At 72.1% G+C, this 15,317-nt stretch carries 16 protein-coding genes; 6 read left to right on the top strand and 10 right to left on the bottom strand.

Annotated features, from left to right (window positions below):
- Positions 1–455, top strand: a 455-nt coding sequence (locus ACJ73U_RS17755) for an arginase family protein (RefSeq protein ID WP_407778751.1), incomplete at its 5' end; no start/stop codon positions are given.
- Between the two features lie 67 nt (positions 456–522).
- On the opposite strand, the gene ACJ73U_RS17750 is transcribed toward ACJ73U_RS17755, so the two are convergent.
- Entirely contained in the window at positions 523–1,419 is an 897-nt protein-coding gene (locus tag ACJ73U_RS17750; RefSeq protein ID WP_407778750.1) for a LysR substrate-binding domain-containing protein, read from the bottom strand.
- A gap of 73 nt (positions 1,420–1,492) precedes the next feature.
- Here ACJ73U_RS17750 and ACJ73U_RS17745 point away from each other — a divergent pair, with 73 nt between their 5' ends.
- Positions 1,493–2,425: an EamA family transporter gene (locus ACJ73U_RS17745; RefSeq protein ID WP_407778749.1), complete on the top strand. Its 933-nt coding sequence runs from the start codon at positions 1,493–1,495 to the stop codon at positions 2,423–2,425.
- Here ACJ73U_RS17745 and ACJ73U_RS17740 read toward each other — a convergent pair.
- The 3 genes from ACJ73U_RS17740 to ACJ73U_RS17730 form a co-directional block, all read right to left on the bottom strand.
- Positions 2,334–3,911: a PQQ-binding-like beta-propeller repeat protein gene (locus ACJ73U_RS17740; protein ID WP_407778748.1), complete on the bottom strand. Its 1,578-nt coding sequence runs from the start codon at positions 3,909–3,911 to the stop codon at positions 2,334–2,336. The genes ACJ73U_RS17745 and ACJ73U_RS17740 overlap by 92 nt on opposite strands.
- 113 nt (positions 3,912–4,024) lie before the next feature.
- Entirely contained in the window at positions 4,025–4,636 is a 612-nt protein-coding gene (locus ACJ73U_RS17735) for a response regulator (RefSeq protein WP_407778747.1), read from the bottom strand.
- The gene (locus ACJ73U_RS17730; protein WP_407778746.1) at positions 4,633–5,754 is read right to left on the bottom strand and encodes a GAF domain-containing sensor histidine kinase; all 1,122 of its coding nucleotides are present in this window, start codon (positions 5,752–5,754) and stop codon (positions 4,633–4,635) included. Before ACJ73U_RS17730 ends, ACJ73U_RS17735 begins: the two co-directional genes overlap by 4 nt.
- A gap of 116 nt (positions 5,755–5,870) precedes the next feature.
- On the opposite strand from ACJ73U_RS17730, the gene ACJ73U_RS17725 reads away from it, so the two are divergent.
- The 4 genes from ACJ73U_RS17725 (at position 5,871) to ACJ73U_RS17710 (ending at position 10,301) form a co-directional block, all read left to right on the top strand.
- Positions 5,871–6,560, top strand: a complete 690-nt coding sequence (locus tag ACJ73U_RS17725) for an SDR family NAD(P)-dependent oxidoreductase (RefSeq protein WP_407778745.1) — start codon at positions 5,871–5,873, stop codon at positions 6,558–6,560.
- A complete protein-coding gene (locus tag ACJ73U_RS17720; protein ID WP_407778744.1) occupies positions 6,557–7,543 on the top strand; it encodes an S-adenosylmethionine:tRNA ribosyltransferase-isomerase in 987 nt (328 codons plus the stop codon). The genes ACJ73U_RS17725 and ACJ73U_RS17720 overlap by 4 nt, the downstream gene beginning before the upstream one ends.
- A gap of 236 nt (positions 7,544–7,779) precedes the next feature.
- Positions 7,780–9,231, top strand: a complete 1,452-nt coding sequence (locus ACJ73U_RS17715) for a cellulase family glycosylhydrolase (RefSeq protein ID WP_407778743.1) — start codon at positions 7,780–7,782, stop codon at positions 9,229–9,231.
- 26 nt (positions 9,232–9,257) lie between these two features.
- Complete coding sequence (locus tag ACJ73U_RS17710; RefSeq protein ID WP_407778742.1) at positions 9,258–10,301, top strand: cellulose binding domain-containing protein; 1,044 nt, start codon at positions 9,258–9,260, stop codon at positions 10,299–10,301.
- A 43-nt stretch (positions 10,302–10,344) separates the two neighbouring features.
- On the opposite strand, the gene ACJ73U_RS17705 is transcribed toward ACJ73U_RS17710, so the two are convergent.
- Genes ACJ73U_RS17705 through ACJ73U_RS17680 form a run of 6 tightly spaced genes read right to left on the bottom strand, consistent with a single transcriptional unit; the run spans position 10,345 to position 15,059 of the window.
- A complete protein-coding gene (locus ACJ73U_RS17705) occupies positions 10,345–11,877 on the bottom strand; it encodes a polyamine aminopropyltransferase (RefSeq protein WP_407778741.1) in 1,533 nt (510 codons plus the stop codon).
- Between the two features lies 1 nt (position 11,878).
- Positions 11,879–12,304, bottom strand: a complete 426-nt coding sequence (locus ACJ73U_RS17700) for a DUF350 domain-containing protein (protein ID WP_407778740.1) — start codon at positions 12,302–12,304, stop codon at positions 11,879–11,881.
- A 7-nt stretch (positions 12,305–12,311) separates the two neighbouring features.
- Positions 12,312–13,562: a hypothetical protein gene (locus tag ACJ73U_RS17695; RefSeq protein WP_407778739.1), complete on the bottom strand. Its 1,251-nt coding sequence runs from the start codon at positions 13,560–13,562 to the stop codon at positions 12,312–12,314.
- Entirely contained in the window at positions 13,559–13,975 is a 417-nt protein-coding gene (locus ACJ73U_RS17690; RefSeq protein ID WP_407778738.1) for a DUF4247 domain-containing protein, read from the bottom strand. The genes ACJ73U_RS17695 and ACJ73U_RS17690 overlap by 4 nt, the downstream gene beginning before the upstream one ends.
- Positions 13,972–14,457 (bottom strand): DUF2617 family protein, encoded by a 486-nt coding sequence (locus ACJ73U_RS17685; protein WP_407778737.1) that lies wholly within the window; start codon positions 14,455–14,457, stop codon positions 13,972–13,974. The genes ACJ73U_RS17690 and ACJ73U_RS17685 overlap by 4 nt, the downstream gene beginning before the upstream one ends.
- Complete coding sequence (locus ACJ73U_RS17680; RefSeq protein WP_407778736.1) at positions 14,454–15,059, bottom strand: DUF4178 domain-containing protein; 606 nt, start codon at positions 15,057–15,059, stop codon at positions 14,454–14,456. Before ACJ73U_RS17680 ends, ACJ73U_RS17685 begins: the two co-directional genes overlap by 4 nt.
- Between the last annotated feature and the right edge of the window lie 258 nt (positions 15,060–15,317).

The following is a 15,317-nucleotide window of genomic DNA, read 5'->3' as shown; positions in this document are numbered from 1 at the left end:
CCCACGGCGACGTGCACACACTGGAGACCTCGACGTCGGGATACCTGGGCGGCCTGTCGCTGCGGCTGGCCGTCGGCGCACACGCCGACCGGGTGGCCGGACCCCTCGGGCTTCGCCCACTCCCCGAGGACCGGGTGACCCTCGTCGACGCCCGCGACCTGGACCCCGCCGAAGCCGACTACCTGTCCACCGCCGCGATCCACCGCCGCCCGGTGACGGACGTCGAGGTGCCGGACGGTCCGGTCGTGCTGCACATCGACCTGGACGTGATCGACGCGGCCGAGCTACCCGGCCTGCTCTTCCCGGTGCCCGACGGACCATCCACGGACGCCGTCGTCGAGGCGGTGCGGCGAATCCTCGACAGCGGGCGGGTCGTGGCACTCAGCATCGCCTGCCCCTGGCACCCCGCCGACGACCCCCGCCGAGCCGAGCTGCTGACCGCGCTCACCACCTGATCCAGACTGCTCACGCGACGCCCGGTGAACCACCCACGGCGAGAGCGCCGCCTGGCCAGGACACCGGTCAGGCGGCGAAGGACACCTTCAACGCGCCCACCACCGCCCGGATCGCCGGGCGACGATCCGCCTCCTCACGCCACACCGCGAACACCCGGCGGTGCAGCACCGGCTCCACCGGCACCAGCGAGACACCCGGTGGCACCGAGTCGGCAGCCAGGCGCGGGACCACCGCGACGCCGAGGCCCGCCGCCACCAGTGCCAGTTGGGTGGGGAACTCGGCTGCCTGGTGGACCACCCGTGGCTCGTGGCCGGCGCGGCGGAAGGTTGTGGTCAGCCAGTCGTAGCAGATAGTGCCGACGGTCGAGGCGATCCACGGTTCGGTGGCCAGGTCCAGCAAGGCGATGGCGGTGCGATCGGCGAGCGGGTGGCCGGGTGGCAGGGCGATGTCGGCGTAGTCCATGCCGATGTCGGTGCTGGTCAGGCGGTCCGGCACCGCGACCGGCAGGTTCATCCAGTCCTGTGCCACCGCCACGTCGAGGTCGCCGGCGGCGACCTGGCCCAGGGACTGGTACGGCTCCACCTCCCGCAGCCGGATCCGCAGGTCCGGATACTGCTCGGCGCACGACCGCAGCACCGCCGGCACCAGGCCCCGCGCGGCGGTGGGGAACGCGCCGATGGTGACCTCCCCGAGCACCCGGCCGCGCCGCTCGTCCAGGTCGGCGGACGCCTCGGCGACCGCGGCCAGGATGCGGTCGGCGTGCGCGGCCAGCACGCGTCCCTCGTCGGTCAGGCGGAGGCGGCGGCCCTGGCGCTCGGCCAGCACGCACCCGGCCTCCCGCTCCAGCTTGGCCATCTGCTGCGACACCGCCGACGGCGTCAGGTGCAGGGCCTGCGCGGCGGCGGCGAGGCTGCCGTGACCGGCGACCGCATGCAGCACGCGCAGCCGGGAGAGGTCGAACATGCAGCAACTCTAATCCATAGCCGCCAGAACAATTAACTTGTGCTTCAGTATTCGTGTTGCGGAGGCTGAGCACATGTCGTCACGCCATCTGCTGCTGGCTCTGGGGGTCGCGCTCATCTGGGGCGTCAACTTCGTCGTCATCGACGTCGGGTTGGCGCACTTCCCGCCACTGCTGTTCTCCGCGCTGCGCTTCCTGGTCGCGGCCGTGCCGGCGATCTTCTTCCTCCGCTCCCCCGGCGTGCCGTGGCGGTGGGTGGCGCTGGTGGCGCTGTTCCTCGGGGTCGTCAAGTTCAGCCTGCTGTTCTCGGGCATGGCGGCCGGGATGCCGCCGGGCCTGTCGTCGCTGGTGCTGCAGGCACAGGCGCCGTTCACGCTGGTGTTCGCCGTGTTGCTGCTGCGGGAAAGGCTCACGCGCCGACAGGTTCTCGGCATGGTCGTCGCGCTGGTCGGGCTCGGGGTGATCGCACTGGACCTCGGCGCGACGAGCCCGCTCGGGGCGTTCCTGCTGCTGCTCGGCGCGGCCGCGGCGTGGGGTGTCAGCAACGTCGTCATGCGACGCGCCGCCCCACCGGACATGCTGCGGTTCATGGTGTGGGTGAGCGCGCTGGCCGTGCTGCCGCTGTGTGCGCTGTCGGCGTTGTTCGAGGGTCCGCAGCGCGGCTGGGACGCGCTGCGGACCGTCACGTGGCCGGCGGCCGGGTCGGTCCTGTTCGTGGGACTCATGGCCACGGTCGTCGGCTTCGGCGTGTGGGGCGGGTTGATCCGCACCTACTCGGCGTCCACCGTCGCCCCGTTCTCCCTGCTGGTACCGGTGTTCGGGATGGCCGCCGCCGCGGTCTTCACGGGCGAACGGCTCACCCCGCTCCGGATCCTGGCCGCCGCGCTGATCATCGCCGGCGTCCTCAGTGGACTGGTCAGAGACCGAAGGCCAGCAGTACGTGCCCCTGGTCCGTCGAGTACTCCGGGTAGTACCCCGCCTGCACGTACACCATCCCGTGCGCGATGACCGCGCCGCTGCCGGTGCCCGCGAACCCGCTGCCCATGCCCTCGACGCCGTTGACGCCGGTGAAGGTCCGCACCGCGTCGAACGTCCACCGCACTCGTCCGGTGGCGGAGTCGTAGGCGCGGAACTTGCCGTCCACGCCGCCCTCCCACACCAGGCCCGGGCTGCTGCTCGCGGCGGCCGGGTTCGCGAGGGCGCACAGGTCCGGGTACTGCGCCGCGCCGCCGGTGGTGCAGCCGTCCGCCGGGTTCGGTGTCTGCCACAGCACCTTGCCGTCGGCCGGGTTCACCGCGAACAGCGCGCCGGGGTCCGCGTAGTACGTCGAGATGTACAGCCGCTCGCCGTCGAAGCTGGCGCCCCACTGGATGCCCGAGATCCCGCCGGACGGCAGTGGCACGCCCAGCTGACGGCGCCACACGACCTCGCCGGTCCTGGCGTCGAACGCGTGGTACACGCCCAGCTTCTGGCCGACGCCGACCAGCGTCCGGTTGCCGGCGCGGAAGATGTTGGGCGTCGCGCCGATGTCGTAGTCGAGCGCGGAGCCGTCGCTCAGGCCGGGGCAGTAGCCCGCCGGCTCCGGGTCGTTGCACAGGGAACGCCACGTGTCGGCCTTGGTCACCTGGTTCTTCCACCGCACCGCGCCGGAGCGGGCGTCGAGCGCGAGCAGCGTGTCGAAGTCGCCGGCGCTGCCGGTGTAGTTCTGGCCCGTGCCGACGTACAGCGTGCCCGAACGCGGGTCGACCACCGGCGAGCTCCACACCCCGACGCCGGACGGCTCGTACTTCGCCGCGCCGCTCGGCCACGTGCCGACCTGTCGCGGCCGCGGCACCGTGTAGTACCGCCACGCCAACCGGCCGGTGTTCGCGTCGAGCGCGTCCAGGTGCCCGCGGAACGTGCAGCACGGGTAGTCCCGGCCGCCCGTGTTCTCACCGCTGGACACGCCGACATAGACCCGTCCTCTGTAGACGATCGGCGAGCTGGTGACGGTGGCCGCCGGGTGCGCGTCGATGCGGGTCGACCACCGCAGCGCGCCGGTGCGGGCGTCGAGCGCGTAGAAGTAGCCGCGCGCGTCGCCGAAGTACACCTTGCCGTACGACACCGCGGGTCCGTCCCAGGCGATGACCCGGCCCTCCGGGTCGACGGAGTGCAGGTCGAACTCCCACCGCGCCGCGCCGGTTCTGGCGTCGCGGGCGTAGAACCGGCCGTCGGAACCGCCGAAGTAGATCGTGTCGCCGACGACCGCCGGCTCGCTGCGCACGGCCGTCGAGTCGGTCTTCGGGTAGGCGAACGCCCACTTCAGCTTGAGGTGCCCGACGTTCTTGACGTTGATGCGGTGCTCGGCCGCGTTGAAGCGGGACCCGACGGCGTCCCGCTGCCACGTCGCCCAGTCACCGTCCACACTGGACGGCGCGGCGGACACGCTGCCGACCAGGCTCGTGGACAGCACCAGGGCAGCGCCGACCGCGAGCAACTTCTTTCCCCAGGACACGATTGCTCACCCCCGTTTTGCGAGAACGCCATCACCCTGCCACCTGCGGGTGTAGGTGGGCATCAGGCCACGGGTTGATTTCCGGGGTCAGCCGTTCGGTTGATGCGCGGGTACTACCCGTCCACCAGACCCGTGCGGACCGCGTGGAGCGCGGCCTGGGTGCGGTCCTGCACGCCCAGCTTGCCGAGAATGGCGCTGACGTGCGTCTTCACCGTCTTCTCGGCCAGGCGCAGGGCGCGGGCGATCTCCCGGTTGGAGCGGCCTCGGGCCAGTTCGGCGAGCACGTCCCGCTCCCGGGGGGTGAGCGCCGCCGGCCGCACGTCCTCCGCGGCGAGCAGGCGCACGACATCCGGGTGCAGCAGCACGTGACCGGCGTGCACGGACCGGATCGCCGCGGCCAGCGCCGGCGGGTCGACGTCCTTGTACACGTACCCGGCCGCACCCGCGCGGACCGCGGGCAGGACCGCGCTCGGCTCGGTGTAGCTCGTGACCACCAGCACCCGCGCGGGACCGTCCCGAAGGGCACGCAAGGCCGCCACACCGTCGGCGCCGGGCATGCGGAGGTCGAGCAGGATCACGTCCGGGCGCAGACGCCGCGCGTCGTCCACACAGGACAGCCCGTCGGCGGACTCGCCCACCACCGTGATGTCGTCCTGCAGGTCGAGGAACGTCCGCAGTCCTTGCCGCACAACGGGGTGGTCGTCAACCACGAGCACGCGGATCACGCCGGCACCGCCAGCCGCACCGTCGTGCCGCCGCCCGGCTCGGACGTCACCGTGAGCGTGCCGCCCACCGCCGCCGCCCGCTCCCGCATGGACGCGAGCCCGAGGCGGCGGCCGGCGACCGTGCTGGCCGGCGCGAACCCCACGCCGTCGTCGGTCACGCGCAGCACCGTGCCCCGGTCGCCGGCGGTGAGCACCACGTCGATGCGGCCGGCGTTCGCGTGCCGCAACGCGTTGTGGATGGCCTCCTGCGCGATCCGGTACACGGCCTCCTGCCCCTGCTCGGTCAGCGTCGGCACGCAGTCGCAGCCGGCGAAGCGCAGCACCGGCGCGTGCACCCGGTCGAGCAGCTCGACCTGCTTGCGCAACGCCCTGTCCAGCCCGTCGCCCGCGAGGTCGGGCGGCCGGTGCCCGACGACGATCTCCCGCAGCTCGCTGCTCGCCTCGGCCGCGAGCCTGCGCACGGTGGCCAGCTCCGCCCTGGCCCGTGCGGGGTCGCGGTCGAGCAGCGCGGACGCGGCGTCCGCGGTGAGCCGGAGGCTGAACAGCTTCTGCGACACGGCGTCGTGCAGCTCGCGGGCGATCCGGTTGCGTTCCTCCACAATGGACAGTTCGCGGCTGTGCTCGTACAGGCGCGCGTTGACCAGCGCGATGGCGGCGTGCGCGGCGAGCAGGCGCACCAGTTCCTCGTCGTCCGCGGTGAAGCCGCCGGGATGGCAGCTGTTGGCGAGGAACAGCTCGCCGATGATCTCGTCGCCGTCGACGATCGGCATGCCCAGGAAGTCGGTCAGCGGCGGGTGCGCCCTCGGCCACCAGCCGAACCGCGGGTGGTCGCGGATGTTGACCAGGCGCACCGGGTTGGGGTCGCTCAGCATCAGGCCGAGGATGCCGTGCTGTCGCGGCAGCGGGCCGATCGCGTCCCACTCCTCGTCGGTCAGCCCGTCGGCGAGGAACTCCGCGAAGCCGCCGTTGTCGTCGGGGACACCGAGCGCGGCGTAGCGGGCGCCGACGAGCTTGCGGGCGGCGGAGAGGATCGTGGTGAGGACGTCGCGGACGGACAGGTGCGCGGTCACGGCCAGCACCGCGGCGCTGACGTCCCGCAGTTCGCTCCGGACGTTCACGCCGCCAACGGTACCCACGCGCGGCGCCGATGCGCCCGGACGTAGGTCCAAGGACCTAGGTCGCGGCGGTCCCGGGACCGATGGCAGCCCGCCGCCCGCTCCCTAGCGTCGACGGCATGAAACCTGTCGCGATCATCACCGGCGCGTCCCGTGGACTGGGGCGCGCACTGGCCACGGGGTTGGCGGAGGCCGGCTGGCGGCTGGTCCTGGACGCACGCACGCCGTCCGACCTCGCCGCGGCGGCGGAGTCGATCGGCGGCGCGGTAGGCGACGTGGTGGCCGTGCCGGGCGACGTCCGCGACCCCGCGCACCGGGCCGCGCTGCTGGACGCGGCCGGCGAGGTGGACCTGCTGGTCAACAATGCCGGCATCCTCGGCCCGAGCCCGCAGCCGTGCCTGACGGCCTATCCGCTCGACGTGTTGCGCGAGGTGTACGAGGTGAACGTGCTGGCGCCGCTCGCGCTGACCCAGCTCGCGCTGCCCGCGCTGCGGTCCCGGGCGGGGGCGGTCGTCACCGTCTCGTCGGACGCGGCGGTCGAGCCGTACGCGGGCTGGGGCGGCTACGGCTCGGCGAAGGCCGCGATCGAGCAGGCGAGCGCGGTGTTGGCGGTCGAGGAGCCGGCGGTGCGCGTGTGGTGGGTGGACCCCGGCGACCTACGGACGCGGATGCACCAGGAGGCGTTCCCGGGCGAGGACATCGGCGACCGGCCGCTGCCCGAGACGGTGGTGCCCGCGTTCCGCCACCTGGTGACGTCCCGCCCACCGTCGGGCCGGGTGCGCCTGGCCGGGCTGACGGTGCCGGCATGACGCTCGAGTTCTCCCTGCCGGCCTCGCTGGAGGCCCGCGTTCCGCCCGAGGCCAGGGGGCTGGGGCGGGACGGGGTGCGGCTGCTGGTCAGCTCGCCCGGCGGCGTGAGCCATCACCGGTTCACGGACCTGCCGACGCTGCTGCGCCCCGGGGACGTCCTGGTGGTGAACACGTCCGCGACCGTGCCGGCCGCGGTGCCGGTGCCGGACAGCGATCTCGTCGTCCACTTCTCCACCGAGCGGCCGGACGGCACGTGGCTGGTCGAGCTGCGTGCGGCCGCGGCGAAAGCGCCCTTCCGCGAAGGGGTCGCAGGAGAGCGTTACCCGCTGGCCGGGGGCGGGTCCGTGACGTTGCGCCGGCCCTTCTCCGCCGGCCGGTTGTGGGAGTCCGAGGTGGACACGCGGGGTCGCGGGGCGCCGGCGTACCTCGCGGTGTTCGGGTCGCCGATCCGGTACTCCTACGTCGGTGCCCGGTGGCCGATCTCCTGCTACCAGACGGTCTTCGGCGTGACCCCGGGCAGTGCGGAGATGCCGAGCGCGGGCCGCCCGTTCACCGAGCGCCTGGTGACGCGACTGGTCGCCCGGGGCGTGCAGTTCGCGCCGGTCCTCCTGCACACCGGGGTGGCGTCGCCGGAGGCACACGAGCGCCCGTACCCGGAACGGTTCGCGGTGCCGAGGACCAGCCGGGACCTCGTGGCCCGTGCCAGGCGCGACGGCCGGCGGGTGATCGCCGTCGGCACCACGGCCGTCCGCGCCATCGAGACCGACGCCGACGAGGGCTGGACCGACGTGATCATCACCCCGGAACGGGGCGTGCGGCACGTCGACGGCCTGCTCACCGGGTTCCACGAGCCGAGGGCGTCCCACCTCGACATGCTCGCCGCCATCGCCGGCCACGACCTCCTGCACGAGACCTACCGGGAGGCCCTGGCCGCCGGCTACCTGTGGCACGAGTTCGGTGACGTGAACCTGTTGCTCCCGTGACAATTTCTGGGAGCGTTCCCATGTTTCGGTGCGCGGTACTTTCGCCGGCCAGACGACTGAACACGAGCAGTGAGCAGGCGGCGAGGCACTGCGCCGAACAGGTCAAGCGCCTACGGCCGGTCGAGTGAATTGCCTGTGCCCAACCGCGGACCGATTGACAGTGCCGGCCTCCAGGCGCGACGGTTTATCAACCGCGCCTGGGAGCGCTCCCAGGTCATGTGCACGAAGGAGTGCCCATGTTGGGAAGAGCCGTCAAGATCGCCGTGTCCGCAAGCCTCGCCGCGATGGCGTGCGTGGCCCTGCCAACCGCCAGCGACGCGGCCTCCGCGTTCGCCTGCCGCGTCGACTACTCGACCAACGACTGGGGCGCGGGCTTCAGCGCGACCGTGACGATCAGCAACGTCGGCACGTCCGCGGTCGACGGCTGGACCGTCACCTACTCCTACGCGGGCAACCAGACCCTGCAACAGGGCTGGAACGGCGTGTGGACCCAGTCCGGTGTCCAGGTCACCGCCACGAACGCGACCTGGAACGCGAAGATCCCGCCCGGCGGCACCGTCAGCCCGGGCGCGAACTTCTCCTACAGCGGCACGAACACCGCCCCGACCAACTTCGCGGTCAACGGCGCGGCCTGCACCGGCACCCCACCGGTGGAACCGCCGCCCACCGGCCCGGCCGCGCCCGCGCTGAAGGTCTCGGGCAACAAGCTGGTGACGAGCACCGGCGCCACCTACCGCCTGCTGGGCGTCAACAGGGCCAGCGCGGAGTTCGCGTGCGTGCAGGGCAAGGGCATGTGGGACAGCGGTCCGGTGGACCAGGCGTCGGTCGACGCCATGCTGGCGTGGCACATCAGGGCGGTGCGGATCCCGCTGAACGAGGACTGCTGGCTGGGCCTGTCCGGCTCGCCGAGCGGCGCGACGTACCAGCAGGCGGTCAAGGACTACGCGAACCTGTTGGTGGCCAACGGGATCAACCCGATCCTCGACCTGCACTGGACGCACGGCCAGTACACCGGCAACGTGTCCGCCTGCACCGACGTCAACGCGACCTGCCAGAAGCCGATGCCGGACATGCAGTACAGCCCGACCTTCTGGACCCAGGTGGCGAACGCCTTCAAGGGGAACAACGCGGTCCTGTTCGACCTGTTCAACGAGCCCTACCCGGACGCGGCCGACAACTGGGCGAACCCGACCGCGGAGTGGCGCTGCCTGCGTGACGGCGGCACCTGCACCGGCTTCACCTACGAGGTGGCCGGCATGCAGGACCTGGTGGACGCCGTGCGCGCCACCGGCGCCACCAACGTGGTCCTCAGCGCGGGGTTGCGCTGGACCAACGACCTCACCCAGTGGCTGACCTACGAGCCGACCGACCCCACCGGCAACCTGATGGCGTCGTGGCACTCGTACAACTTCAACGCCTGCGTCACGGCGTCCTGCTGGGACAGCGAGATCGCCCCGGTGGCGGCCCGGGTTCCCCTGCTGGCCGGCGAGATCGGCCAGAGCACCTGCGCCCACGACTACACCGACCAGGTCATGGCCTGGCTGGACCAGCACGGTCTCGGCTACACCGCGTGGACGTGGAACCCGTGGGGCTGCGGCCAGGGCAACGTGCTCATCGAGGACTACAGCGGCACCCCGACGCAGACCTACGGCGCGGGCTACCGAGCCCACCTGCTGACCGTGGCCTAGCCGTACGCCCAGCCGAGGACGGAACCATGCGAAGAAGACTCTCCCTCTGCGGCCTGGTGGCTGCGCTGATCGCGGTACTCACCTTCGCGGTCGCGCAGTCCCCGGCCGCCGCCCCGGCCCCGATCCGGATCATGCCGCTGGGTGACTCGATCACGGCCGCGCCGGGGTGCTGGCGCGCCTACCTCTGGGACCACCTGCGGACCGCCGGGTACACCAACGTCGACTTCGTGGGCACCCAGAACAGCGGCGGTTGCTCGGTCCCGCTGGACGCCGACCACGAAGGCCACAGCGGCTTCACGGCCACGGGCATCGCCGACCAGAACCAGCTCCCGGCCTGGCTGTCCGCGACGCACCCGGACGTCGTGGTGATGCACCTGGGCACCAACGACGTGTGGAACGGCACCATCTCCACCGCCACGATCCTGACCGCGTACTCCAAGCTCGTCGACCAGATGCGGGCGAGCAACCCGAACATGAAGATCATCGTCGCGCAGATCCTCCCCATGGCGCCCAGCGGCTGCACGGGGTGCCCGCAGGGGGTCGTCGCACTCGACAACGCGATTCCCGGCTGGGCGGCGGGGAAGACGACCGCGGCCTCCCCGATCACCGTGGTGGACCAGTGGACCGGCTTCAGCACGGCGACGGACACCTTCGACGGCGTGCACCCGGTCGACTCCGGCTTCCAGAAGATGGCGAACAGGTTCTACCCGGCGGTCGCGGCCGCGCTGGGCGACCCGCCGCCGCCGGACACCGACCCACCGCCGACCGGCACCTGCGCCGCGACCTACAAGCTGGTCGGCCAGTGGAGCGACGGGTTCCAGGGCGAGGTGACCGTCAGGAACGACGGCACGACCACCAGTTCGTCGTGGACGGCGACGTTCAGCTTCGCCAACGGTCAGCAGGTCAGCCAGGCGTGGAACGCGACGGTCACCCAGAGCGGGGCGGCCGTGACGGCGAAGAACGTGAGCTGGAACGGAGCACTCGCGCCGAACGCCACGGCCACGTTCGGCTTCCTGGCCAACCAGACGGGATCCAACACCGCGCCGGCGGTCACCTGCACGGTGACCTGAGCGGGGAGGGCGCCGGGTCAGGGGTCAGCGACCTGGCCTGGTGCTAGTACTGCTGCCACTCGGACGTGTTCAGCCGGACGATCCTCGGGTCGTCCAGGGTGGACGGTGGCTCGTCGCCGTTCGGTTTGCGGTCGACCGGGAAGACGGCGGCGGCGGCCAGGTTCGCCTCGTCGAGGAAGCGCAGCGGCTGCGGCGGGTCGAGGGTCAGCGCCGGTCTCCGGTCGGTCTGGGCCAGGACGAAGCCCCAGTCGCCGAAGCTCGGGACGTTCACGTGGTAGGGCGTGGTCTTCAGGCCCGCGGCCCGGATGCCGGCGTCGATGCAGTCGAAGCTGCGTGGCGCGAAGTACGGAGAGCCGGCCTGCACGACGAGCCTTCCCCCAGGAGCGAGCACCTGGCGGGCGAGTGTGTAGAACTCGACGGAGTACAGCTTCGCCGTCGCCGTCGAGTCCGGGTCCGGCATGTCGATGATCACGGCGTCGAAGCGTTCGTCGGCGTCCCGCAGCCAGGTGAACGCGTCGGCGTTCACCACGCGCACCCGCGGGTCGTCCAGGGAATGCTGGTTCAGCGCGGAGATGTCCGGGTTGTCGCGGGCCAGGCGCAGCACCGCCGGGTCCAGCTCCACCTCGACGGCCTCGCGAACGTCGGGATATCGCAGGACCTCACGCATCGCGAGGCCGTCACCGCCGCCGAGGACGAGCACCCGGTCGTGCTTGCCGGCGAGCGCCGGGTGCACCAGTGACTCGTGGTAGCGGTACTCGTCGATGGAGCTGAACTGCAGGTCCCCGTTGAGGAACAGGCGCAGGTCCTTCGGACCCGGCACGACCGGCGAGGACTCGGTGACGACGATGTCCTGGTACGGCGTGGTTTCCGAGTAGACGACCGGGTCCTCGTACAGCTCGTCGCGGGCGTAGCGGAGGAACGCGTCGCTCTGCGCGAACGCGAAGACGAGGAGTGCGAGCACGGCGACGATGCCACCGGCGAGCGCCACCTTCCGCGACGCGTTGGTGCGGAACAGGAACAGCGCGACGGCCGCACCCGCGAGGGCGTTGACCATGCCGACCAGCAGCGCGCCCCTGGTCTGCCCGAGCAGCGGCAGGAGCAGGAACGGGAACGCCAGCCCGCCGACGAGCGCCCCGACGTAGTCGGCGGCGAAGAGGTCGGCCGTCGCGGATCCGGCGTCCTGCTCGCGGATCCGCTGCAGCAGCGTCATCAGCAGCGGGATCTCGGCCCCGATGAGCGCCCCCACGACGAGCGCGATCCCGATCAGCGCGGGCCAGTAGAGGTCGAGCCAGGTGAACGCGGCCTGAAGCCCGAGCACCGACAGGCCGCCGGTGACCGCGAGCAGCGCCTCGACGACGACGAAGCTCAGCAGCGGCCGCCGCTGCAGGGGTTTGGCGGTGAGCGCCCCGATCCCCATGGCGAACACCATGGTGGCGAGGACGACGGAGGCCTGCGTGATCGAGTCGCCGAGCAGGTAGGACCCCTGCGCGACGAGTGCGAGCTCGTAGACGAGGCCACACGCCGCGCAGACGAACGTGGCGAAGAGCAGCCCCGCGCGGGCGAACCGGGTGGACACTCTAGAAGATGGCGACGGCGACGATCGCGGAGACGGCGATGTGCGACGCGGCGTTGACGTAGACGGCGGGGTGCGGTGTCTCCTCGACGACGATCTCGCCGAGCTTCCCGGGCGTGACCGCGTCGAGCACGACGAACGAGACGGCCATCAGGACAAGGCCGAGGATCCCGTAGGCGGCGGTGGACAGCAGCCCCTCACCCCAGTTCCCCTGGCTGGCGGCGATCGCGGTGGCCACGATGATGCCGACGCCGAGGACGTTGCTGGCGAGCAGGATGGCCGCGTTCCGGTTGCGCTGCACCCAGATCTGCTCGCGCAGGTTACCGGGGGTGAGCACGTCGACCAGCACGAAGCCGAGGGCCATCAGCACCAGCCCAACGAGCCCGTAAGTGGCGGCGATACCGACTTCACCAAAGACGTCGGAAACCATGCTGGGGTTACTCCTTATCCTTCTGGTCCGGCGGCGCTGGACGCGCTCGGTCTACCTCGCCCGGCGCACCGGCACGCTGGTCCACACCGGACTCGTCGGTGGCGGGGCTGGTGGTGGGTCGGTCGGCGGAGGGCTCGACGCCGGCTGGACCAGCGTCAGACGAGCCGGCGCCAGGCTCCTCGGCGGACGGCTCCGTGGCGGCCGGCTTGGCGGCTGACGGCTCCACGGCAGCCGATTCCGCGACGGGCGGCTCCACGACTGGGGGCTCGACGGCGGACGACTCGGCGCCAGCCAGCTCGGCAACAGCCGATTCCGCGGCAGCCGATTCCGCAGTGGGCAGCTCGGCAGCAGCCGGCTCCGCGACGACCGGTTCCGTGGCGGCCGGTTCCGTCGCAGCAGGCGGCTCGGCCGCGGTTTCCTTGGCAAGAGCCTCTTCAACCGGGGTTGCCTGGATGCCGGTATAGGTCGGGGGCACCGGCTCGGGCGCTGCCTGTTCCTCGTCCTCCGTTGGTGGGGCGAGGTCCAAGGCGTCCCACGCCGTCGTCGGTTTCGGGACGTACAGCGGGAGTGTCGGTTCCACGGAGGCCAGGCGGCGGGCGCGGCTGTTCCTCCTCAGGATCAGCCAGATCAGCAGTCCGCTGGCCGCCATCAGGACCAGTGCCCAGATGAGCATCCCGCCGCGGTCGCGCCACCAGTCGGAGCCCGGGTCGTCCGTCAGTCGGGCGTCGGCCGGGGTGGTGGCCGTGTCGGGGGTGGCGGACAGGGCCTGCGCGATGCCCTTGTCCGCGGCCAGCAGCGGTAGGGCCGCCACCGCCTTGCCCACGACGGCGTCCGGGTCGTCGCTCGTGAGGCCGTCGAAGTCGATGCCCAGTGCCGCGAGGTCGTCGCGGGTGACGCCCGCGGGGGTGCTGCGCACGTCGTAGGACGCCGAGTCCTCCGACTCCGACGCCTCGCTCGTCCAGGTGATGTCCGCCGTGAACACCACCGAGGCGCGGCACGAGCCCGAGTCCACGGACTTGCCGGCGCCGAAGTTCGAGCCGACGCTGGCGCCCCGCACGCCGACGTTGTCCACGTTGACGTCCCAGCCGTAGCACACGCCCTGGTCCGTGTACGCCTCCGCGAGCGTCGCCGCCAGCTCGTCGGCGTCTGCCGGGTCGAAGAGCACGTCGGCGGAGGCGGACCCCGGCGCGGCCAGCAGCAGCGCACCGGCCAGCAACGCACCGGTCAACAGCCCACCGGTCAACACAGTGGCCCTCACTTCCCGCCTCCCGGGCCGCCGCCGCGGAAGTTGTCGCCCGAACCGCCCGTGCCCCAGACGCCGCCGACGAACGGGAGCCAGTGCGCGTAGCCGCGCCGCTCGTCGTCGATGTAGATGCGGGAGCCGGTGCCGTTCGCGGTGATCGCGACGATGTCGTCGGAGTACCGGAGGAAGTAGCCCGACGGGTCGAACTGGGTGTCCGCCGGCGGCCGCGCGGAGCGGATCTGCTCGTACACCGCCTTCGGCTTCGCCGGGGACGTGTACACCACCGAGTTGCCGGACGCGGACTGGCGGCGGTAGGTGTCGTCCAGGTAGGACCGGATGCCGCCACCGCCGAAGATCGCGAACAGCAGCACGATGAGGCCGACGCCGCCGAGGGCGCTGGCGATCAGCAGCTTGCCGCGCAGGCTCATCGCGGGGTCACCACGCTCGTGGTCCGGACCAGCTCACCGGCCTGCGGGTAGGCGTGCCACGTCTCCCACCGCACGCCGCCGGGCACGGCGCTCGCCGACAGGGCGGTCACCGCCAGCGGGGACCCGGGGAACTCGGCCACCAGGGAGTGCGGGTCGGCGGCGTGGTCACGCACGATCCGGGACACCTCCGCGGAGAAGTCGGCCGGCCGGGCGCACGACGCCGAGAACCGCACGGTGTAGTCCCCGACCGTCCGCGTCGAGCTGGCCGGTAGCGTTCCCGGCCGGTCCGGCAGGCACGCCACCGTCTCGGAGAACGACCCGAGCACCACCTGGTGCGACGCGCCGAGCACGCGCAGCTCCACCGCCAGTCCTCCCAGTGTCACTCGATGGGTGCCGAGCGCGGGCAGGGACTCCAGTCCGTAGGCCAGGCTCAGGTCCGCGGCGCGCGAGTCGGCGAAGCGGGTCTCGATGCGTGCTCTCACGTGCGATCACTGCCGGCCGGGTACACGCGCATCGCGGGCAGCGCCACGGACTCGCCGAGCCCGGCCTCCCACTTGCCGCCGTCGAACCGCTCGAAGCTCAACGCCCTGCCGTCCGGCCCCTCGTAGTCGACGTACTCGACCGACCCGCGCTCGGCGAGCGTGGTCGTGCCCTCCGACACGTACGAGGCGGTGCCGTCCTCCTCGCGTCGGTACGTGACGCCGCCGACCTGCATCGTCTTGCCGCCCGGCTCGGTGACCGCGTCGGTCTCCCGCCACAGCACGACCTCCAGGTCGGGATCCTCCTCGACGGACACCCACACCCGGCTGCCCCGCGCGTCGTCCAGGAAGTGCTCCGACCAGGAGTATCCGCCCTCCTTGAGCCGCAGCGAGCCACGCACGAAGTACAGCTGGTCGCCGTAGTCGATCATGTCCCCGGCGCGGACCGTGCGGATGTCGGTGACGCCCTGGTGGTCGGCGAGCGGGTCGACGGGCGCACCCGGCCGCGCGTCTGCCACCTGACGGTTCCGGCGCGACCGCAGGTACAGCACGACCCCGACGACGATCACGGCGAGCAGGATCAGCACCAGCAACAGCTCGGTCATGGCCGGGAGCATAGTGGCTGGCCACGACACCAATCGGAGAACGCCTCATTCGTGACGTCGGCGGGCGGCGCCCCGAGGAGGGTGCCCCTCGGGGCATGGCCGCGGACGGTCAGCCGGCGCCCAGGCAGATGAACGGGCGCCGCAGCGGGTCGGCGGCCACCGCGGTCGCCAGTGCGGCCGCCGGCCGCTCTCCCGCGGCCACCCTGCGGTGGTACTCCACCATCGTGGCGGCGGCCGACGCGTCGCCCACCCGGCTGT

Origin of the sequence: Actinophytocola sp. (genome assembly GCF_045807065.1) — a bacterium.
In the GTDB taxonomy this organism is placed as follows: Bacteria; Actinomycetota; Actinomycetes; order Mycobacteriales; family Pseudonocardiaceae; genus Actinophytocola.
Note: the sequence above shows the minus strand (reverse complement) of the source record. Positions and strands in the feature narration are given on the sequence as shown.